This window comes from Kribbella hippodromi (assembly GCF_039531045.1).
Lineage (GTDB): Bacteria > Actinomycetota > Actinomycetes > Propionibacteriales > Kribbellaceae > Kribbella > Kribbella hippodromi.
Window position 1 is genome coordinate 63,933 of record NZ_BAAAPH010000027.1, and the last position, 19,854, is coordinate 83,786.

Genomic DNA, 19,854 nt, shown 5'->3' on the forward strand with positions numbered 1-19,854 from the left:
TGCTGGCGAACCGATGCTTGCTGGCGAACTGCTGCGTCCGCAGCCCGGCATCGGTGAGCTTGTCGGCAATCTGCCGAAGCTGCGACCCGACCATTCACGAGAGGAATGTGTATGAGACTCCGCCGATTGTCCTCGGCCGCGCTGGTTCTGACCGCCGGTCTTGGATTGTTGACACCCGGATTGTTGACACCCGCCGCGCAGGCGGCCGAACCGAACCTCGACGGGGGCACCTGTCGGCCGGCGCAAACCGGCGTCCCGCTGCCCGTCACCAGCGATCACGGCGTACTGCAGGCGCAGGTGTTCGACCGGCAGGTCCCCGACCCATCGGTGTACGCCGGCCGCGTCGGTTTCGTCTGGGGTGCTTTGAAAGCAGCGCAACCCGACGGCGTACTGGCCAGCTCGTACGTCACCGCGTTCCGCAACGCACCCGCGCGCCAGTTCACGCCGGAATGGTTCAAGGCCAATCACCCGGACTGGATCGAGTACACGGCTGATCGCACCACGCCGGCGTGGGAGTTCAACAACCAGGTGTACACGCCGATCGACATCAGCAACCCCGCGGTCCGGCAGTGGTACATCACGAACCTGCTCGATCCGGCGATCGCGGCCGGTTTCAAGGTGATTGCCGTCGACAACATCGGCGTACGCAACGACTTCAAGGTCAGCGGGCATTACGACGCGAACGGTACGTGGGTGCAGCAGTTCGGCACCGATCCGAAGGACCCGGCGTGGGTCGGCGACGTACTCGACTGGCTGCGGTTCCTGCGCGACTACCTGCACTCGCGCGGCGTCGCGGTGGCGTTCAATCTGACCTTCAACGGCAGCTTGCACGACGAGTTCCAGGACAAGTCGCCCGAGTACATCGCCGCGCTCGACCAGATGATCGACATCTCCGACATCTGGCTGAACGAACAAGGCTTCACCGTCCACCGCGTCGAGAACGTCACCGACGACGAGTGGCAACTGATGTTCGACCTACTCCGCCGCCACCGCTGCAAACCGGCAGTAATCTTGAACAAGCTCCCCACCGACTACTGGTACCAGTCCAGCCCTGAGCAGCGCCAATGGGTGGTCGCCAACTATTTCCTCTACCGCGAAGCCCCAACGATGCTGGAAAGCACGGGCCGCAAAGACTACGCCGCCTTCAACGAAATCCCAGAAATGACAGCCGACCTGGGCCCGGCGATCACCCCACCCGTACACCGAGGCCCCACCCTCTGGACCCGGCTCTACCGAGACGGCCTGACAGCGGTGAACCCCACCTCAACCCACGCCGCCAAACTAACCCTCCCAGCCGGCACCTGGACCGACCTCCACGGCACCCAATACACCGGCAAAATCACCATCCCCGCCAACACCGGCCTAGTACTAAAACCCACCAACCCCCAGCCCCAGTAGCCCCCACCCGGCCCGGCTTGTCCCCGGCCCGGCCCGGCCACCGGCTGTATAACCCATCACCGCCCCTTCCTCCGACGGCTGACGGGCTATTTGCCCACTGACGCCCTACAACCCGCCACCAGCCAAACAACCCGCCAGCCACCCGGAGCCGGCCGCACTTCCGGCCGGAGTCATTCAACGCGCCGCCGGTTGTCGTCAGGGTTCCAGGCAGAGGCCCGGAGAACCGGCCACCCTCCGTCGGTGTGCTGACGGGTTGGCAACGCGACCGGAGGTTTCAGCAGCCGCCGGATTGCCCGAATGGTCTCCTCCGGCGCACGCCGCTCATCAAGAATCCGCCGCACGCCGGCCAAAACCTCCTCAGACCTGATCGGTACCGATTCACTCATCACATTCCCCGCACTCGATTGGAACGGCCAGGGCGACGGGGCAGGAGATCGCACACCCGCCTGCGTACTCGGGCTCACCCACCGCCCTGACCTCACAACCGACTCTGCCGCCAACCACCTACCCAATCCACCGAGCCGATCGATGAGCAATTGTCGCGAATCGTCCCCGTCTGGCGGGGAGGATCTTGTGGCACGATGTTGTGGTGAGCACGCACCCGCCGCCCCATGCTGCTTCCGCCGCGTCGAGCATGCGGCAGCAGCGGCGACAGTGGGCTGCGGAGTTGCGGGCGGAACACCGCACCTGGGTGCAGGTCGCAGGCGCGTTTGCGGAGCGGTACGGAGTGAACCTGCGCGTCGCGTTCCGGATGGCTCACGACTGGAGTCAGCGTGAAGCGGCCGACCACTGGAATGAGCGATGGCCGGCGGTCCCGAAGACCTTCAAGAACTTCTCGTACTGGGAGCAGTGGCCGTCGGCGAGCGGGTACGAACCTTCTCTCGAGGTGCTGGCCAGGCTCGCCGAACTGTACGAGTGCTCGATCGCCGATCTCGTCGCCGACTGCGCCGACTTCCGCTCAACTGATCCGAATCATCGCGTGACGTCGCGGGTCGCCGACCTCAGCGCCGGGCTGGCTGTACCCGCGGATGAGGACGCCGCACGCCGGGTCGCCGACGAAGTCGAGAACACCAGCCCGGAGGTGCTCGCGCGTACTGTCGCGGCATGGCTCGGCACGGTCGACCCACGACTCGGGCGCCGCCGCCTGCTGACCAAACTGTCCGCGGCGCTTGCCCTGGCCGCGGCCACCCCGGCCACTGCCGTCGCCGCGGTCGACGAACCCGTGAGAGGCCCCGCCGGCGAGCACGACCTCGGAGGTATCTGGCACTCGCGGTACTTCTATCGCTCAAGCGGCCGAGCGGGACAACTCTCCTGCGAGCACTACATCGTCCTCCGGCACACCGGCGATCGGATCGTCGGCGAGAACGTGCCGGCCCGCAACGATTCGCACGTGCGCCTCGAGCTTGCCCTTCGCGGAACTGTTGCCACCGGCACCTGGTCGGAACGGACCAGCACCGACGGGCACTATCACGGCCGCGAGTACCACGGCGCCATCCAATTGGTCGTCGACCCGATGGGCAAATCCATGACTGGCCGCTGGATCGGCGTCGACAGGCAGTTCAACATCAACACCGATGTCTGGGAACTCAACTGGATCAACACAGCCACCCCAACCACCCAACGCGACTACCGCAACCTGGTGTAGTAACACCATCCCCCACTGCCGCGCTACTCGCCACGGGCTCTCGGTCCGACGGCTGACGGGCTGTGTGTCCGCTGGCGCACTGCAACACGCTAGCGACAGAACAACCCGCCAGCCGCCAAGAGATCGCCAGGTGACAGAGCAGGAGGTCTACTCAGGCTCGCCGACCGCCCTGAACTCGCATCCGGCCCTCTGCACTTGGGGGCAGTGGCCGGCTCCAGCGCGGACCAGCTGTGCTCCTGCAGGCTGACGGTCATTGGTGACAGCCAACCGCGGCCACGTGCCGGACCCCTACTGTATTTCTTCTTTTCTTCTGCCTTTCCTGTTCTTGTATTTCTGTTCTCTGTCTTCTTCTTTGTTCTTGTCTTGTTGCTCTTCCCGGTTCTTCCAGGGGCTCTCTTGTTTGCTGGTTTTACTTGAAACTGGTGGGGGCTACGCCGGTTGAGCCTCGGATTACCAGGCGGGTTTCCAGTTTTACGGTTTGGGGTGGGAGGTCGGGGTCGCGGAGTTGGTCGAGGAGGAGGTCTACGGCGGCGGAGCCCAGTTCGGCGGCGGGGACGTGGATTGAGGTGAGCATGGGGTGGGTGACGGTGGAGAGGGGGCTGTCGTCGATGCCGATGACGCTGATTTCGTGGCCTACTTGCATGCCGCGTTCGGTCAGGCGGGACATCACGCCCAGGGCGATCAGGTCGTCGTACGCGATGGCGGCGGCTACTTCGGAGGACTGGAGCAGGTCGGCGGCGCGCATGCCGGCCTGGATTTGTGGTTCGAAGGGGCCGAGTTCGCGCAGTTCCACGTCGTTGGCGGTGCAGGCGGCGGCGAGGGCGTCGCGGCGTTGCTGGTTGGACCAGGAGCGGCGCGGGCCGGACAGATAGGTGATCCGGCGGTGGCCGAGCGAGACGAGATGCTCGACCGCTTCCTGCAGGCCTTCGTTTTCGTCGATGACGACGCTGCCGGCGCCTTCGACCTCGCGGTTCACGAACACCACCGGGAGTTGCTGCGCGAGCCGGGTCAGCTCTGCGGGGGCGGTTCGTGGTGAGGCGAGGATCAGGCCGTCGACCTGGCGGCTGAGGCCGCGGGCGAGTTCGAGTTCGTCGGCGACGTGTTCGTCGGTGTCGGCGATCAGCACCGCGTACCGCTTGTCGCGGGCGCGCGCTTGCACGGACTTGATGATCGGCGGGAAGAACGGGTTCGCGATGTCCGGTACGACCAGGCCGACGGTGTCGGTCCGGCCGGAGACCAGCGAGCGTCCGGCGCGGCTCGGCGCGTACCCGAGTTGCCGGGCGACGCGTTCGATCCGGGTCCGGGTCTCGGCGTTCACCTTCTCCGGGTCGGTGAGGGCCCGGGACACGGTCGAGGTCGACACGTTGCAGGCCGCGGCCACCTCGGCCAGCGTGACAGCCAATGCAGCTCCCCAAGTCGGGTACGGATAGGTCCTGGCATCGTAGCGCAAACGATTGCCGTTGTTGCGCACCCTGATCGTACCCACTTATCCGAGTTTCGACTGCAAGCCGTTGACTCTTGCTGCAAACGTTGGCAGTCTCATCACACCCCGGCCGATCCGGCCCGGGACCGAAGGGAGATCCCGTGCGCTCCAGAGTGAAACTGACAGCTGCCGTGACCGGTCTGGTCCTGCTGTCCGGGCTGACCGCCTGTTCGGGCGGCGCCGGCGCCTCCGGCGGGGCCGCGAGCAGCCGGCCGCTGACGGTCGCCGCGTACTCGCAGCCGACCCTGCAACCGAACTTCAACCCGTTCTCGGTGAACGCGCTCCGCGGCACCATCGGCCTGATCTACGAGCAGCTGTTCGACTTCAACACCGCCCACACCAGCGAGTTCATGCCGAGCCTGGTGACCAAGTACAGCTGGGGTACGGGCGGCAAGGCGATCGATCTTGCCCTGGACAACCGGGCGAAGTGGGCCGATGGCAGCGCGCTGACCGCGGACGACGTGATCTTCACGTTCGGCTACCTGAAGCAGCACGATCTGCTCGCGCTACCGGTGGACCAGGTCACGAAGACCGCCGACGGTGTCCACCTGACCTTCACCAAGCCCGCGTACGCGGCGATCCAGGATCTTGGCCGGACGGTGATCGTGCCGAAGAAGGTCTGGGCCGGCAAGGACCCCGACACCGACACGAACGTGCAGCCGATGGGCAGTGGGCCGTACTCGCTCGGCCAGGTCACCGGTCAGCAGGCGACGTTCAAGGCGCGCGCGGACTACTGGAAGCAGCAGGTCCCGGTGCCGCAGATCACGTACGTCACCACCAGCAGCACGAACCTCTTGACCCAGCAACTGGTCCGCCACGAGATCGATCTGGCGTACGCGGGAATCCCGGATGTGAAGAACCAGTTCGTCCAGCGGGCTCCCGCGCAGAACCATCTCTGGCCGATCTACGCCAGCATGAAGCCGCTGATGCTGAACCTGAAGCGCAAGCCGTTCGACAACGTGCATGTCCGCAAGGGCATCGCGCTGGCACTCGACCGGCAGGCGGTCACGGATGCGTACAACCCGGGCGTGTACCAGCCGGTTGGTCCGACCGGGTTGTACCAGGGGACGTGGTCGTCGTGGATCGCTCCGGCCGATCGTGATCCGCTCAAGCCGGACCAGGCGGCCGCGCTGGCCGAGCTCGCGCGGGCCGGGTACAAGCAGCAGGCAGGCGGCAAGCTGATCGGTGCCGACGGCAAGCAGTTGAAGCTGCGCATCCTGACGGTCAGCGCGTTCGCGGACGGGATGGCGTACACGCAGGAGCTGGCCGGTCAGCTTGCCGCGCTCGGCATCGATGCGGCGGTCAACGGCGTACCGTCGGCCGCGTACACGGGTGACGAGGACAAGCGGGACTTCGACGCGATCTACGGCGATGCGTTCACCTTCGGTACGAACCCGTACACGTTCTACAACAAGATGCTGTCGAAGAAGTCGAAGACGAACGTGGTCGGCTGGGACGACCCGGCGACCGAGTCCGCGCTCGGCGCCCTTGCCCAGGCCGCGCCGGAGGCTCAGCTCGCCGCGTCCAAGCCGCTGCAGCAGATCATGCTGACCCAGCTGCCGGTGATCCCGGTGGCGGTGAAGGGTACGCCCTACATGTACAACACCGAGCACTGGACTGGTTGGCCGAGCGCCGACGACCCGTACACGACGCCGGATCCCGGTGCGATCAGCGGTGTCTTCGCGGCCAAGCTGTTCCTCTCCCTCAAGCCGGCATGAGGCGCCTCCGGGGCGCGCCGTTCGTCCAGCGGATCGGGTTCTATCTGATCGCCGCCTGGTCCGCTGTCACGATCAACTTCGTGCTGCCACGGTTGATGCCGGGCGATCCGGCGTCGGCGATCCTGTTCAAGATGTCCGAGCTGGGTCCGGTGTCCGAGCAGCAGGAGGAGCTGGTGCACCGGCTGTTCGGCGGGGCGCGCGGGCAGTCGTGGTGGCACGAGTACGTCAGTTATCTGAACGGCATCATCCACGTGGACTTCGGGCGGTCGATCTCGTTCTACCCGGCGACTGTCTCGTCGGTGGTGAAGTCCGGGTTCCTTTGGACGTTGCTGCTGGTGGGCAGTGCGACCGTGATCGCGTTCGTGATCGGCACCAGCCTGGGCATCGTGGCCGGCTGGCGGCCGGGGCGGGCGGTCGACTCGGTGGGCAGTCTGGTGTCGATCTTCCTGCACTCGGTGCCGTACTTCTGGGTGGCGCTGATCCTGGCGTACGTGTTCTCGTTCACGCTCGGCTGGTTCCCACTGTCCGGCGGTGCCGATCTCGGACTGGTGCCCGGGTTCACGCCGGAGTTCCTGAACAGCGCGGTCCGGCACGCGATGTTGCCGGCCGCAACGATCGTGCTGACGTCGGTGAGCGGGTGGATGATCCACATGCGCAACATGATGGCGTCGGTGGTGAACGAGGACTACGTGCTGCTCGCGCAGGCGAAGGGTCTGCCGGGGCATCGGGTGGTCTTCTCGTACGCGGCCCGGAACGCTGTCCTGCCCAGCATCAGCGGTTTCGCGGTCTCGATCGGGATGGTCGTCGGTGGATCGCTGCTGACCGAGATGGTGTTCAACTATCCCGGTCTCGGCAGCCTGCTGAACCAGGCGATCGTGAACGTGGACTACCCGTTGATGCAGGGCCTGTTCCTGATCATCTCGCTGACCGTACTGGCGGCGAACTTCGTGGTCGACTCGCTCTACGTGCTGATCGACCCGCGGACCCGGGAGGCGTCGTGATCAGACGATTGTGGGCCGGCGGCGACCGGAAGGTCACGGTCGGGCTGGCGGTCCTCGCACTGATGCTACTTATCGCACTGGTCGGACCAGTGGTCGTAGGTGCCTGGCTCGGCCAGTCGCCCACCAAGCTGCACGCCGGTCCGCCACTGGCCGGACCGTCGGGCGAGCACTGGCTCGGTACGACGTCGTCCGGGGTGGACGTGTTCGCGCAGTTCATCACCGGTACGCGCGTGTCGGTCTTCGTCGGGCTGGTCGGTGGGACGATTTCGACCTTTCTCGCGGTCGTGTTCGGGTTGGTGAGCGGCTATCACACCGGCAAGGCGGGCGCGGCGCTGACCGGATTCGTGAACATCTTTCTAGTGATCCCAGGGCTTCCGCTGCTGCTGCTCATCGCGAGCTACACGCGGGGCCGTGGTGGCTGGGCGGCGGTCGCGTTGATCATCGGTCTGACCAGTTGGGCCGGCGGCGCGCGGGTGAAACGCGCGCAGACGTTGTCGCTGCGCAACCGCGACTTCGTGGCGGCCGCGCGGTACAGCGGGGACAAGCAGTCGCGGGTGCTGTTCATGGAGGTCGTCCCGCACCTGGCGCCGGTGATCGCGTCGACCTTCCTATTCGCGGTGGTCGGATCGATCGCGGCGGAGGCCGGACTGGACTTCATCGGCGCCGGCAACACGAACACGGTCAGCTGGGGCACGATGCTGTACTGGGCGCAGTCGCAGGGCGCGTTGCAGAGCGGCGCCTGGTGGTGGTTCCTGCCGCCGGGCCTGGGCATCGCCCTGGTCGGTACGGCGGCCGGACTGGTGAACTTCGGCATCGACGAGCTGTCCGACCCGCGGCGCCGTACGCTCCGCACCGGTCGACGGCCGAAACAGCGGCCCAAACGACGCAAGGTGCGTCGTACGGAGGTGGCGGCATGACGTTGCTCGAGGTCCGTGACCTGATCGTCGAGTACGGCACCGATCCAGCCGTACGCGCGGTCGACAAGGTGTCGTTCGACGTCGGACGTGGCGAGATCTTCGGCGTACTGGGCGAAAGCGGCAGCGGGAAAACCACCTTGATGACCGCGATCACCCGCCTGCAGCGACCACCGGCCCGGATCGCCGGAGGCACGGTGACGTACCGCCCGTCCGAGGGCGAACCGGTCGAGCTGGTCGGCTGTACGCCGCGCCGGCTGCGGGAGCTGCGCTGGGAGCGGGTCGCGGTGGTGTTCCAGAGCGCGATGAGCTCGCTGAACCCGGTGATGCGGGTCGGTACGCAGTTCGCCGACGCGATCCGGGCGCACCGGGCGGTGAAACGCTCCGAAGCATGGGACCGGGCCGCGGAGTTGCTCGAACTCGTCGGCATCCCGCGCGACCGCGTACGCAGCTATCCGCACGAACTGTCCGGCGGGATGCGCCAGCGAGCCGCGATCGCGCTGTCCTTGGCCTGCCAGCCGGATCTGGTCGTGATGGACGAGCCGACCACCGCGGTCGATGTGGTGATGCAGCGCCAGATCCTCGACAACCTGAAGGAGCTGCAGGCAACATTCGGCTTCTCGGTGCTGTTCGTCACGCACGACCTGTCGCTGCTGGTCGAGCTGGCCGATCGGATCATGGTGATGTACGCCGGGCGCGCGGTCGAGATCGCGTCGGCCGAAGACATCTACCGCGACCCGCAACACCCGTACACACAGGGATTGCGGGACTCGTTCCCGTCGTTGCACGGCCCGCGGCGTGAGCTGCGCGGCATCGGTGGCACGCCGCCGGATCTGCGGCGACTGCCGACAGGTTGTGCGTTCGAACCACGTTGTCCACAGCGTGTCGACGATTGCCGGGAGTCCCTGCCGTTGCTGATCGAACGCGACCGTACGCAGGCAGCCTGTCTGCTGCTCGACCGTCAGGAGGTGGCTCGATGACCGTACTGCTGGAAGCCGTCGAGGTCACCAAGCGGATGGCGCTGCACGGGCGTCAGCATGGCCAGTGGTTCACTGCGGTCGACTCCGCTTCGATGACGCTGGAGTCCGGCAAGGTGGTTGCGCTGGTCGGAGAGAGCGGCTCGGGCAAGAGCACGCTGGCCAGGCTCCTGACGCTCGGCGACGAGCCGTCCGGCGGAACGATCCGGTTGGCCGGGAAGGACGTCAGCCACAAGCGGCGTACGGACCGCCAGGCGCACTTCGGGCAAGTGCAGTTGATCATGCAGGACCCGTTCGCCTCGCTGAACCAGTTGCACCGGGTGCGGTACATCCTGAGCCGTCCATTGCGGAACTTCGGTACTGCGGACGGTGATCTGACTGCGAAGGTCATCGAGCTACTGGAACGGGTGAATCTGACGCCGGGGGAGCAGTACATCGACAAGTACCCGCATGAGCTGTCCGGTGGCCAACGGCAACGAGTGGCGATCGCACGGGCGCTGGCGGCTGATCCGGTAGTACTGATCGGTGATGAGCCGGTGTCGATGCTGGACGTGTCGATCCGGCTCGACGTACTGCGGCTGTTCGCGGACCTGTGCGCACGGGACGGTCTGGCGATGCTGTACATCACCCATGACATCGCCAGCGCACGGTACTTCGCGGACGAGATCAACGTGATCTACGCGGCCCGGATGGTTGAGGGCGGTCCGGCCGAGGAGGTGACGCAGCGGCCGCGGCACCCGTACACACAGCTGTTGCTGGAGTCTTCACCTGATCCGGACAGGAGCAGTCAGCGGCGTACGCTGCCAATGGCGGATGGGTCGAACGAGCCGATCGACCGCGAACAGGAGCTGGCCGGCTGTCCTTTTGCGGCCCGCTGCCCACACGCCATGCCGATCTGCACCCAGAAGCCCCCGCCAACCACCACCTCCACCAACGGCCACTGGACCCGCTGCTGGTTACACGAAGAGTAGTTGGGGTATTTGTAGTGGGTGACCCGGGCATCGAGAGTCGTCCTCACTGCAGCCCCGCTGTTGTTGCTGTCCGCCTGCGGCACAACCACTGCCCCCAACGCACAGCCGACTGCAACCGCAACCGTCACAACAACCGTGACAGTAACGGCACCACCCAGCAGCAGCACCAGCACCAGCACGACGCCCCAGCCGTCGGCGGCGCGTCCCTCGGTGCAGACGGGTGTGGTGCCGAACGTAGTAGGTCTCAACCACCAGCTAGCGCAGGACACCATGCAGGCGGCCGGCTTCTACTACCTGACTGAACAGGACGCCACCGGTCAGGGCCGCCTCCTGATCAACGACCGCAACTGGGTGGTTGTCTCGCAGTCACCTGCGGGCGGCACCAAGGCAGCGTCGGACACCAAGATCCTGCTCCGGTCCAAGAAGATCGGCGAGTAGACCGGGCCGCGGCCCGGCGCGGAGGTGGTCTACTCGAGAACTGATCGGTCGCGCCCACAGCCAACTAGCATCGGTGGAGCTCGTTCGCCCTGTGGCTGGAGGCTTGATGTCGGTTACCTACCAGTTCGAGTACGGCGAGCGGTTGCGGTGTGCGTTTATCGGTGCGGGCGGGCACTCGTACCGGAACGTCTACCCGGCGTTCCAGTACGCACCGGTCGAGCTGGTTGCGGTCTGCGATGTGCAGCTGGATCGCGCCGAGACGTACGCGCGGCAGTTCGGTGCGGCGGCGGCGTACGACGACCATCACCAGCTGCTCGCGGTGGAGCGGCCGGATGCGGTGTTCATCGTGACCTCGTACACCGACGCGGGTGACGTACAGGCGACCGCGCTCGCCGAGGACTGCCTGCGGGCCGGGGCGCACGTGTGGATGGAGAAGCCGACGGCGGCCGGGATCGCGCAGCTCGACCGGCTGCAGGCGGCCGCGGACGAGACTGGGCGTACGGTGATGACAGGCTTGAAGAAGATCTTCACGCCCGCGATGGAGAAGGTGAAGTCGATCCTGGCGACGCCCGAGTTCGGGCCGGTGTCGTCGATCGCGGTCCGGTACCCGCAGGCACTGCCCGCGCCGGACGACCGGTCGGACGACGCGAAGATGATCGGCTTCCTGGACCACATCTTCCACCCGGCCGCGATCCTCACCCACCTGATGGGTCCGGTACGGCGGCTGAGCTATGAGTGGGAGCCGCGGACCGGTGCGAGCGTGTCCAGCCTCCTGTTCGAGTCAGGCGCGATCGGCGCACTGCACCTCGCGGCGGGCGCGGCGAACAGTGCCCCGCTGGAGCGAGTCGAGGTGATCGGCGCAGGCGCGAACGTGGTGGTCGAGAACGGCGTACGGATCACGTACTACCGCGCCGGCGCTGACCTTGGCTACGGGCGATCCGCGTCGTTCGTCACCGACGATGCGGTCGCACCACTGCACTGGGAGCCGGAGTTCTCGCTCGGACAGCTCTACAACAAGAACCTGTTCTACCTCGGGTACGTACCGGAGATCGTGCACTTCTGCGAGCACGTACTGGCCGGGACACCGGTGCAGAAGGGCACGCTGGCCGACGTACGCGAAATCCTCAAGCTGTACGAGCTGTACCGCCGGCTGCCTGCCGGTACGTCCGCGACGATGGGGAGCTGACCAATGGGAGAGCAGAGCCGGATCACCCGTGCGGATGCGGTGCTGGTGGAGGACCAGCCGTGGGGGCGCTTGGAGTGGATGGTCTCCGCCGCACTGGGCAACTCGGACACGATGACCGTCGGCCGGTGCTACATCCGCCCCGGTGAACAGAACCCGCGGCACTACCACCCCAACTGCGACGAGGTGCTCCACGTGCTCCAGGGCACGATCGAGCACAGCGTGGACGACGACCGGGTGACGATGCGGGCGGGGGACACGATCAGCATCCCGTCCGGCGCGCTGCACAACGCCCGCAACATCGGCCCCGACGAGGCGATCTTCGTGATCTCGTTCTCGGCACCGGACCGTCAAACGGTCGGGGAGTAGGAGCGGCGAGTAGGAAATCTCTGGCAGCATGACAACCATCTGAGGGGTGGACCGCCTCCTCACAGATATGACCGCTGAGTTGGCTGCTGTTCGGGGGCAGGTGGAGGATCGACGCAGGGCACAGGCAACGGACTTCGACGAGTATGTCGTGGCCCGTTATCAGCAGCTGGTCCGGATGGCGCGGCTGCTGACGCAGGACTGGGCGCTGGCGGAGGACCTGGTGCAGAGTGCGCTGGTCAAGTGCTGGGGTGCGTGGGGGTCGATCCGCAGCGAGGACCCGACGGCGTACGTGCGTCGCACCGTACTGACCACGTACTTCGCCTGGTACTGCTGGCGACGCTCCCGGCCGGAGCGGTTGACCAGTATCGATCTGGAGCGGCCCGCCGTCGACGAGTACAGCGTGGTCGAGAATGCGGACCTGCTGGACGCGCTCAGAGCTCTTCCGAAACGTCAGTGTGCCGTCATCGTGCTGCGCTACTTCGAGGACCTGACCGAGGCGGAGACCGCGGCTGCGCTCGGTTGCAGCGTCGGAACAGTCAAGAGCCAAGCGCACCGGGCGCTCCGCCGGCTGCAGGTCGCGTTGTCTGCTGCCGGGCAGGCAGACGAGGAGGCGGGTAACCGATGAACACCGCACAACTCGAAGACAAGCTGCGGGAGCAGCTCTCGCAGGCGTCGCAGCCGACTGGGCACCTTGTCGTCCCGCTGCGCGACCTGCACCGCCGTGGGGTTCGCCGGCGCCGGCAGCGCGTCGCCCTGACCCTCGCAGGTGTCGCCGCTGCGGTTGCGGTGGTCATCGGCGGCGTGCAGGCACGGGTACTGCTGACCGAGCAGCCACCGGCGTCCGCGCCCGGGGCAGCCGGCGTGACGTTCCCAACCGAGCTGAATGGCTACAAGCTGGCTGGGCAAGCTGTGGGCATACGGGGCCAGACCGACTTCACCGCTACGGCACTGCCGGTGGCTACTGGTGGTCCGGCCATGATCCCCGGCGATCTGTCGCTGATCTGCCAGGCCCGCGACGCACAGCATCACCAGGTGCTGGTCACGAGCCCGGGCGGCAAATCCGCGCTGATGCCGTGCTCGGCTCTCCCGACAGCGTTGAACAACCTCGGCGCCGGGTTCGACGCGGGTGGAATGCCACTGGTTCGTAGCCAGCCGATCCGGTTGCGGCTGGTGGACCTGAGCTACCGGCTCGGTGAACCTACTGTGCCGCAGCTGACGGACCCGACCGCGGTGCTAGGCGTCGCTGCCTACCGCTTCCCCTGACAGGTTGTCAGAGCAGCTGCAGTGCCTCGGCGATTGAGGCGGCGACCGGGGCTCCAGTAGCTTCCAGCGACGCGCGGGTCATGGCACCGGTGGAGACCAGGATGCACTGGGTGCCGGCGGACTGGGCAGCCTGCGCGTCGTCGACCACGTCGCCGATCAGTACTACCTCGGTCGGGTCGAGCTGCTGGGCCGCGAGGTGGCGTACGAGGCTGTCCGCCTTGGAGCCGCCGCCTACGTCCCCTGCAAGACCGTCCACCCGGGTGAAGTACGACGTCAGACCGTACTGGTCGACCGTTGGGGTCAGCCGTGCGTGGAACCACATCGACAGCAGCGACTGCGTCCGCCCGCCGGCGTTCCACTCACGTAGTACGTCATGGACGCCGGCAGCGAGCTCGCAAGTGTGCAGCAGCTCGTCGTACCGGTCGTGGTACAGCTTGTCGACCTGCGCCCACTCCTGCTCGTCCAGTGCGCGCTGCAGGATCTGCTGGTACGACACCCGCATCGGGCGTGCGTACGCCTCCTGCCACTCGCTCCAGCTCAGGTCGGCCCGGCCGAACCCGGCACAAACTCCGTTGACGGCAGCCAGCACTGCGTGATTGTCATTGAGCAGTGTGCCGTTCCAGTCCCACACCACATGCGTCACCTTCACCGGAGTAACTGTAGACGTGCAAACCAGAGCGAAAGGTGGTCCCGTCGTGGCGGAGTTCCGGGCGGCAGCTGAGGTGGCAGCCGGGTTTCATGCCGAGGTGATCGCACCGCTGGTGGGTGACATCGGGTACGCGGCCGGTCTGCTCGGGTGGGGCTCGGATGTCCTTGGCTACGACACCGCACGGTCGATGGACCACGGGTGGGGGCCGCGAGTGACCGTGCTGGTCGATGCGGACCAGGTGGAGCGCGTCCGGAAGGCCGTGGACGACGGACTGCCGGACGAGTACGACGGGTACCCGGTGCGCTTCGGGTGGGACAGCTATGCGCCGCGGCATCACGTAGCTGTGGCGACGCTGGGGGACTGGTTGACTGAACGGCTCGGCTTTGACGCGTCGCAGCGGATCGGAGTCGAGGACTGGCTGGTAACCCCGCAGCAGCAGTTGCTCGGCGTAGTAGCCGGCCAGGTGTACGCGGATGACGGGCGGCTCGCTCCCGTACGTGCAGCACTGTCCTGGTACCCGGACCAGATCTGGTACTGGCTGATGGCCTGCCAGTGGTCCCGGATCGCCCAGGAAGAGGCGTTCGTCCAACGCACGGATGAGGTGGGTGACGGGCTCGGCTCCCGAGTAGTCGCAGCGCGCTTGACGCGTGACGTGATGCGGCTGGCACTACTGCAGTCGCGTACGTACGCGCCGTACACCAAATGGTTGGGTACTGCGTTCGCGCGGCTGGATGACTCGGATGGACTCGGCAGTGCGCTGTCGAGTGCCGTGGACGCCGCGTCGTACCCGGACCGTGAGCAGGCGCTCGTCACCGCGTACGAGCTGGTCGCCCGTCGTCACAACGCACTGGGCGTCACGGATGAGCTCGACCCGTCACCACGACCGTACTTCGACCGCCCCGCACAGGTCATCGGCGCCGACCGCTTCGTCGAGGCGTGCTTGGCGAACGTCACGGACGAGGAGGTCAAGCGGCACGGTCTGATCGGATCAATCGACCAGTACGTGGACAACACGGACGTACTGAGCAATCCGCCGGTGTACCGGAAGCTGACGGCTGTCTATCGTTGAGCGATGACTCTCGGCAGCCATGTCATCAGCTCCGTCACTACTACCGAGCTGCACTACGAGTACCTGCGGACGATCGGCCGCAACTCGTTCCTCGGGAGCCATGGAAGCGGCGGGACGTTCACGGTGTACGTGGTGGAGACGAACCGCGGCGCGACCGGTTGGGGGCTGCCGTTGTACGACGGCAATCCGGCCGCGCTGGTCGGGCGGAAGCTGGCCGAGCTGATCGATCCGGAGCAGGGCGTGATCGATCCGGTGGCGGAGTTCCTCGACTACCCGCTCCATGACCTGGCGGCGCGCATCCTGGACGTGCCGGTGTACGCCATGCTCGGCGCAGCCGCTGAGCCACGGGTGCGGTGCTACAGCGGTGGCATCTACTTCGACGATCTCGACGGCGGGATCGACGCGATCCGGGCGAACCTGGCACAGGATCATGCGTTCGGTTTCCGGGACTTCAAGCTGAAGATCGGCCGCGGGCACCGCTGGATGCCGCCGGCCGACGGACTGCGGCGTGACATCGAGGTGACCAGGCTGGCGCGCGAGCTGTACCCGGAAGCCGCGATCCTTGTCGACGGCAACGACGGCTTCACCGTGAACGGTCTGTTCGAGTACCTGGATGCTGTCGCCGACTGCGAGCTCTACTGGATCGAGGAGCCGTTCCCGGAGCGCCGCCCGGACTTACAGGCCCTGCGCGAGCGCCTGCAGGCCGCAGCACCCGGTACGAAGGTGGCGGACGGTGAGTACGACCCGAACGTCGAGCATGTCCTCGCACTCGCCCGTGACGGTCTGGTCGACGTCGCGCTGATGGATGTCGTCGGGCACGGCCTGACCGCCTGGCGCCACACGATGCCGCGGCTGCGGGCTGAGGCATCACCGCACGCCTGGGGGCTGCCGCTGAAGACGCTGTACGCCGCCCACCTCGCCGCGGGTCTCGGCAACGTGCCGATCGTCGAGGGCGTACCGGGCCGAACACTGGGCACCGGCGACTACACCCTCGACGACGGTCACGTCATCCTGTCGGACCGCCCAGGCTTCGGCCTCACTCTGCCTTAGGCCGCCGGCCGTACTCGGTGGCCGTTGCGAGCGACTTCTCGTCGACCCGAGACCAGCTCGGGCTTGCGGTTGACGAGCCTGCTCCGGATCCGGTTATGGACATCGCTTACCAATCAGCGGTCGCCGGGCGTAGGTTTCTCCTTCATGGCCATGTTCGACCTTTCCCTCGACAAGCTCCGCGAGTACCGGCCCGAGGTGGCCGCTCCCGCCGACCTGGTCGACTTCTGGCGCCGCTCGATCGAGAAGGCGCGCACCGAGGACCTGTCCGCTTCGTTCACCGCGGTCGACAACAAGCTCGCGGTGATCGACACCTACGACGTCAGCTACGCCGGCTTCGGCGGCGCGCCGGTGAAGGGCTGGCTGCACGTGCCGGCCGGAACCACCGGCCCGCTCCCGACCGTCGTGCAGTACCACGGTTACTCCGGTGGCCGCGGCTTCGCGCACGCGACCACGCTGTGGGCCCAGGCCGGGTACGCGCATTTCGTGATGGACACCCGTGGTCAGGGCTACAGCTCCGGCGGGCTCAGTGGCACGCCGGACGCGAGCCCGTACGCGGGTCTGAACCACACACCGGGCTTCATGACCGCGGGCATCACCGACCCGGAGACGTACTACTACCGGCGCGTGTACATCGACGCGGTCCGGGCCCTGGACGCGGTCCGGACCTCGCCGCTGGTTGACCCGGACAAGATCATCGTCACCGGCGGCAGCCAGGGCGGCGGGATCTCGATCGCCGCGGCCGGTCTCGCGCCGCTGGCCGGGATCGACCTGCTCGGCTGCGCTCCGGACGTACCGTTCCTGTGCCACTTCCAGCGGGCGCTGGAGATCACCGACAAGGACCCGTACGGCGAGATCGCCCGGTACCTGAAGGGCTTCCGGCACGACGTCGACGCCGCGCTGAACACCTTGAGCTACTTCGACGGCGTCAATCTCGGCCGGCTGGCCACGGCGCCGGCGCTGTTCTCGGTCGCGCTGATGGACCCGATCTGCCCGCCGTCGACGGTGTTCGCCGCGTACAACCACTACGGGAACGCGCAGAAGGACATCGAGGTGTACCACTACAACACCCACGAAGGCGGTCAGACGTACCAGGATGTGGCGCAGCTGGACTGGTTCGCCCAGATCTTCGGGGCGGCCGCCCAGAAGTAGTCGCGGAGAAATCATCGCGGCACCGATGAGTTTTCGGCCCGGGCGTCGTTACACGGTCATGAGGGTCGGTCAGACTGGGACCGACCGGACTATTGGAGGCCGTGGATGGACTGGAAGCTCGAGCTCGTGATCGTGCCGGTGTCGGACGTCGATCGGGCGAAGAAGTTCTACACCGAACAGCTCGGGTTCGCCGAGGACGTCGACCACCGGGCCGGGGACTCGTTCCGGGTCGTGCAGCTGACCCCGCCGGGGTCGGCCTGCTCGATCACGATCGGGACCGGGCTGACCACTTCGGCACCGGGCAGCTACCAGGGTCTGCACCTGGTGGTGAACGACATCGAGGCGGCGCGTGCCGAGCTGGTGGAGCGTGGGGTCGAGGTGAGCGAGCCGTTCCACTTCGGTGCCCAGGGAAAGCAGGACGGCGTCTCGCCGAACCGGGGCGACTACGAGACGTTCATGTCGCTCGAGGACCCGGACGGCAACAACTGGCAGATCCAGGAGGTCGGCCGGACTCCCAAGAAGTAACGTCCGGCTGGTCTGGGGAGTCGCGATGACTGTTTCGGATGCCGGCCGGTCGGTGGAGGAGGCGGCGTTCGCGGGTGACGAGACCGCGTTCGCCGCGCTCGCCGAGCAGCACCGGCGCGAGTTGCACGTGCATTGTTACCGGATGCTCGCCTCCTTCGATGACGCGGAGGACGCGGTCCAGGAGACGCTGCTCCGCGCGTGGCGCAGTCTCGGCCAGCACGACGGCCGGACGTACTTTCGCGCCTGGCTGTACCGCATCGCCACCAACATCTGCCTGGACCTCACCCGCCGCCACACCCGCCGCCTGCCCCCACCCGCCGCGGGACGCACTTCCGCTGAGGAGCCGGCGCGCGACGGTGCTTCCGCGGAGCAGCTTGCGCGCGACGGTGCCGCCGCGGAGGAGCCGGCGCGCGACGGTGCTTCTGCGGGGGAGTTGGGGCGGCGCGTTGGGCGTACGTCTTCGGATGAGCTGGTGTGGTTGCAGCCGTATCCGGATCGGCTGCTCGATGAGGTCGCGCCTCCGGGCGATCAGCCGGATGCGGTTGTGGTGGATCGGGAGACGATCGAGTTGGCGTTTCTGATCGCATTGCAAGCACTGCCCGCTCGCCAGCGCGCGGCGCTGATCGCCCGTGACGTCCTCGGCTGGTCGGCAGCCGACACCGCCGGCCTGCTCGAAACCTCCGTCGCCGCGGCGAACAGTGCACTCCAACGAGCCCGCGCAACCATGCAGCAACGACTACCAGCGCGCCGCGCCGATTGGACCGCACCGCAACCGACCGCGGAAGAGCGGGAGGTCCTGGCCCGCTTCATCGACGCCCACGAACGCTGCGACACCGAGGCAGCAATCGCGATCGCCGCCGAGGACCTCCGCGTCACCATGCCACCGGACCGACTGAGGTTCGACGGCCTGGCCGCCTGCCTGCCTTTGCTCGAACGCGCCCTCGGCCCGGACCGCGACGGCGACTGGCGCCTGGTACCAACCTCCGCCAACCGCCTCCCCGCCGCGGCCTCCTACCTCCGCCGCCCCGGCGACACCCTGTACCGCGCCTTCAAACTGGACATCCTCCGCATCGCCGCCGGCCAAATCACCGAAATCACCACCTTCGGCGCCTCCCGCTTCCCCACCTTCAACCTCCCCGACCACCTCTGATCACATCCTGGATATCCACTGCTCTGTGGGGTTCTCCACCCGCATACCGGTGGAGAACCCACAACGCCGGTGGATATCCATTGGTGTGGAGGTGCGGGAAAGTAGGGTGGGCGGCATGTTGGGACTTGCCGCGGGGATTCGGGTTTGTTTGTTCGACCTGGATGGGGTGTTGACGGATACGGCTGCCGTTCACGCTGCGGCGTGGAAGGAGATGTTCGACGAGTTCCTGCGGGATTACTCGGCCGCGCAGGGGATACCGTTCCGGGCGTTCGATGCGCGGGCGGAGTACGACGCGTATGTGGACGGGAAGCCGCGGGCCGATGGTGTACGGGATTTCCTGGCTTCGCGGGGGATCAGCTTGCCGGACGGGAATGCTGACGATCCGCCGGCGGCGCAGACGGTGAACGGGCTGGGGAACCGGAAGAACGAGGCGGTTCAGCGGCGGATCCGGACTGACGGGGTGCGGGTGTTCGAGGGTTCGCGGAAGTACCTGCAGGCGGCCGAGCAGGCGGGGCTCCGGCGGGCGGTGGTGTCGTCCAGTGCGAACACTCGCGAGGTGCTGGACGTGACCGGACTCGCGCAGTACGTCGAGCAGATCGTCGACGGGGTGACGATTCGTACCGAAGGGTTGCGGGGGAAGCCCGCGCCGGACACGTTCCTGGCGGCGGCGAAGCGGTTCGGGATCGAGCCGTCCGCGGCGGCGGTGTTCGAGGACGCGCTGGCCGGTGTGTCGGCGGGGCGGTCCGGTCACTTCGGCCAGGTGATCGGCGTCGACCGCGTCGGCCAGGCCGGCGAGCTGAAGACCCACGGCGCCGACCTCGTTGTCCGGGATCTGGCCGACCTACTGGCGGAGGCATGACCACCGGCGAGCAGCATCCGATCGTGGCCGACTTGTTGGAGGG

The 19,854-nt window shown here is 66.9% G+C and carries 20 protein-coding genes; 18 read left to right on the top strand and 2 right to left on the bottom strand.

Annotation, left to right across the window (positions count from 1 at the left end; all coding sequences use genetic code 11):
• Positions 1-111: 111 nt before the first annotated feature.
• Positions 112-1,398, top strand: a complete 1,287-nt coding sequence (locus ABD260_RS32080; protein ID WP_344239685.1) for an alpha-amylase family protein — start codon at positions 112-114, stop codon at positions 1,396-1,398.
• Between the two features lie 589 nt (positions 1,399-1,987).
• Complete coding sequence (locus ABD260_RS32085; RefSeq protein ID WP_344239687.1) at positions 1,988-3,043, top strand: helix-turn-helix transcriptional regulator; 1,056 nt, start codon at positions 1,988-1,990, stop codon at positions 3,041-3,043.
• 409 nt (positions 3,044-3,452) lie between these two features.
• Here ABD260_RS32085 and ABD260_RS32090 read toward each other — a convergent pair whose 3' ends face one another.
• A complete protein-coding gene (locus ABD260_RS32090; protein ID WP_344239689.1) occupies positions 3,453-4,529 on the bottom strand; it encodes a LacI family DNA-binding transcriptional regulator in 1,077 nt (358 codons plus the stop codon).
• Between the two features lie 98 nt (positions 4,530-4,627).
• Here ABD260_RS32090 and ABD260_RS32095 point away from each other — a divergent pair, with 98 nt between their 5' ends.
• The 10 genes from ABD260_RS32095 (at position 4,628) to ABD260_RS32140 (ending at position 13,360) form a co-directional block, all read left to right on the top strand.
• Positions 4,628-6,244, top strand: coding sequence for an ABC transporter substrate-binding protein (locus ABD260_RS32095; protein ID WP_344239691.1), 1,617 nt, complete (start codon positions 4,628-4,630; stop codon positions 6,242-6,244).
• Positions 6,241-7,245 (top strand): ABC transporter permease, encoded by a 1,005-nt coding sequence (locus ABD260_RS32100; RefSeq protein ID WP_344239693.1) that lies wholly within the window; start codon positions 6,241-6,243, stop codon positions 7,243-7,245. The genes ABD260_RS32095 and ABD260_RS32100 overlap by 4 nt, the downstream gene beginning before the upstream one ends.
• Positions 7,242-8,162 (top strand): ABC transporter permease, encoded by a 921-nt coding sequence (locus ABD260_RS32105; RefSeq protein WP_344239695.1) that lies wholly within the window; start codon positions 7,242-7,244, stop codon positions 8,160-8,162. The genes ABD260_RS32100 and ABD260_RS32105 overlap by 4 nt, the downstream gene beginning before the upstream one ends.
• Complete coding sequence (locus ABD260_RS32110; protein WP_344239697.1) at positions 8,159-9,139, top strand: ABC transporter ATP-binding protein; 981 nt, start codon at positions 8,159-8,161, stop codon at positions 9,137-9,139. The genes ABD260_RS32105 and ABD260_RS32110 overlap by 4 nt, the downstream gene beginning before the upstream one ends.
• Positions 9,136-10,107: an ABC transporter ATP-binding protein gene (locus tag ABD260_RS32115; RefSeq protein ID WP_344239699.1), complete on the top strand. Its 972-nt coding sequence runs from the start codon at positions 9,136-9,138 to the stop codon at positions 10,105-10,107. The genes ABD260_RS32110 and ABD260_RS32115 overlap by 4 nt, the downstream gene beginning before the upstream one ends.
• Positions 10,108-10,242: 135 nt before the next feature.
• Positions 10,243-10,545 (top strand): PASTA domain-containing protein, encoded by a 303-nt coding sequence (locus ABD260_RS32120; RefSeq protein ID WP_344239701.1) that lies wholly within the window; start codon positions 10,243-10,245, stop codon positions 10,543-10,545.
• A 106-nt stretch (positions 10,546-10,651) separates the two neighbouring features.
• Positions 10,652-11,731: a Gfo/Idh/MocA family protein gene (locus ABD260_RS32125; RefSeq protein ID WP_344239703.1), complete on the top strand. Its 1,080-nt coding sequence runs from the start codon at positions 10,652-10,654 to the stop codon at positions 11,729-11,731.
• A gap of 3 nt (positions 11,732-11,734) precedes the next feature.
• Positions 11,735-12,097: a cupin domain-containing protein gene (locus tag ABD260_RS32130; protein WP_344239705.1), complete on the top strand. Its 363-nt coding sequence runs from the start codon at positions 11,735-11,737 to the stop codon at positions 12,095-12,097.
• 67 nt (positions 12,098-12,164) lie between these two features.
• Positions 12,165-12,722, top strand: coding sequence for a SigE family RNA polymerase sigma factor (locus ABD260_RS32135; RefSeq protein WP_344239707.1), 558 nt, complete (start codon positions 12,165-12,167; stop codon positions 12,720-12,722).
• Positions 12,719-13,360 carry a hypothetical protein gene (locus ABD260_RS32140; RefSeq protein ID WP_344239709.1) on the top strand — a complete coding sequence of 214 codons (642 nt, stop codon included), beginning with the start codon at positions 12,719-12,721 and terminating at the stop codon, positions 13,358-13,360. The genes ABD260_RS32135 and ABD260_RS32140 overlap by 4 nt, the downstream gene beginning before the upstream one ends.
• A gap of 7 nt (positions 13,361-13,367) precedes the next feature.
• Here ABD260_RS32140 and ABD260_RS32145 read toward each other — a convergent pair whose 3' ends face one another.
• On the bottom strand, positions 13,368-14,009 hold the full coding sequence (locus ABD260_RS32145; protein ID WP_344239711.1) for an HAD family hydrolase: 642 nt from the start codon (positions 14,007-14,009) through the stop codon (positions 13,368-13,370).
• 46 nt (positions 14,010-14,055) lie between these two features.
• Between ABD260_RS32145 and ABD260_RS32150 the strand changes: the two genes are divergently transcribed.
• From ABD260_RS32150 to ABD260_RS32175, 6 genes are all read left to right on the top strand, one after another.
• Positions 14,056-15,078: a DUF4037 domain-containing protein gene (locus ABD260_RS32150; RefSeq protein ID WP_344239713.1), complete on the top strand. Its 1,023-nt coding sequence runs from the start codon at positions 14,056-14,058 to the stop codon at positions 15,076-15,078.
• A 3-nt stretch (positions 15,079-15,081) separates the two neighbouring features.
• Entirely contained in the window at positions 15,082-16,128 is a 1,047-nt protein-coding gene (locus ABD260_RS32155) for a mandelate racemase/muconate lactonizing enzyme family protein (RefSeq protein ID WP_344239715.1), read from the top strand.
• A gap of 144 nt (positions 16,129-16,272) precedes the next feature.
• The gene (locus tag ABD260_RS32160; protein ID WP_344239717.1) at positions 16,273-17,277 is read left to right on the top strand and encodes an acetylxylan esterase; all 1,005 of its coding nucleotides are present in this window, start codon (positions 16,273-16,275) and stop codon (positions 17,275-17,277) included.
• A gap of 105 nt (positions 17,278-17,382) precedes the next feature.
• On the top strand, positions 17,383-17,802 hold the full coding sequence (locus ABD260_RS32165; protein ID WP_344239719.1) for a VOC family protein: 420 nt from the start codon (positions 17,383-17,385) through the stop codon (positions 17,800-17,802).
• Between the two features lie 25 nt (positions 17,803-17,827).
• Positions 17,828-18,952 carry a sigma-70 family RNA polymerase sigma factor gene (locus ABD260_RS32170; protein WP_344239721.1) on the top strand — a complete coding sequence of 375 codons (1,125 nt, stop codon included), beginning with the start codon at positions 17,828-17,830 and terminating at the stop codon, positions 18,950-18,952.
• Between the two features lie 115 nt (positions 18,953-19,067).
• A complete protein-coding gene (locus ABD260_RS32175) occupies positions 19,068-19,811 on the top strand; it encodes a beta-phosphoglucomutase family hydrolase (protein ID WP_344239723.1) in 744 nt (247 codons plus the stop codon).
• Positions 19,812-19,854: the final 43 nt, after the last annotated feature.

What these genes read in the sequence shown, in the direction of transcription:
- ABD260_RS32100 (WP_344239693.1), top strand. Translation starts at nt 6,241, where the DNA reads ATGAGGCGCCTCCGGGGCGCGCCGTTCGTCCAGCGGATCGGGTTCTAT.
- ABD260_RS32125 (WP_344239703.1), top strand. Translation starts at nt 10,652, where the DNA reads ATGTCGGTTACCTACCAGTTCGAGTACGGCGAGCGGTTGCGGTGTGCG.
- ABD260_RS32080 (WP_344239685.1), top strand. Translation starts at nt 112, where the DNA reads ATGAGACTCCGCCGATTGTCCTCGGCCGCGCTGGTTCTGACCGCCGGT.
- ABD260_RS32110 (WP_344239697.1), top strand. Translation starts at nt 8,159, where the DNA reads ATGACGTTGCTCGAGGTCCGTGACCTGATCGTCGAGTACGGCACCGAT.
- ABD260_RS32130 (WP_344239705.1), top strand. Translation starts at nt 11,735, where the DNA reads ATGGGAGAGCAGAGCCGGATCACCCGTGCGGATGCGGTGCTGGTGGAG.
- ABD260_RS32115 (WP_344239699.1), top strand. Translation starts at nt 9,136, where the DNA reads ATGACCGTACTGCTGGAAGCCGTCGAGGTCACCAAGCGGATGGCGCTG.
- ABD260_RS32170 (WP_344239721.1), top strand. Translation starts at nt 17,828, where the DNA reads ATGACTGTTTCGGATGCCGGCCGGTCGGTGGAGGAGGCGGCGTTCGCG.
- ABD260_RS32160 (WP_344239717.1), top strand. Translation starts at nt 16,273, where the DNA reads ATGGCCATGTTCGACCTTTCCCTCGACAAGCTCCGCGAGTACCGGCCC.
- ABD260_RS32140 (WP_344239709.1), top strand. Translation starts at nt 12,719, where the DNA reads ATGAACACCGCACAACTCGAAGACAAGCTGCGGGAGCAGCTCTCGCAG.
- ABD260_RS32165 (WP_344239719.1), top strand. Translation starts at nt 17,383, where the DNA reads ATGGACTGGAAGCTCGAGCTCGTGATCGTGCCGGTGTCGGACGTCGAT.
- ABD260_RS32135 (WP_344239707.1), top strand. Translation starts at nt 12,165, where the DNA reads ATGACCGCTGAGTTGGCTGCTGTTCGGGGGCAGGTGGAGGATCGACGC.
- ABD260_RS32155 (WP_344239715.1), top strand. Translation starts at nt 15,082, where the DNA reads ATGACTCTCGGCAGCCATGTCATCAGCTCCGTCACTACTACCGAGCTG.
- ABD260_RS32175 (WP_344239723.1), top strand. Translation starts at nt 19,068, where the DNA reads ATGTTGGGACTTGCCGCGGGGATTCGGGTTTGTTTGTTCGACCTGGAT.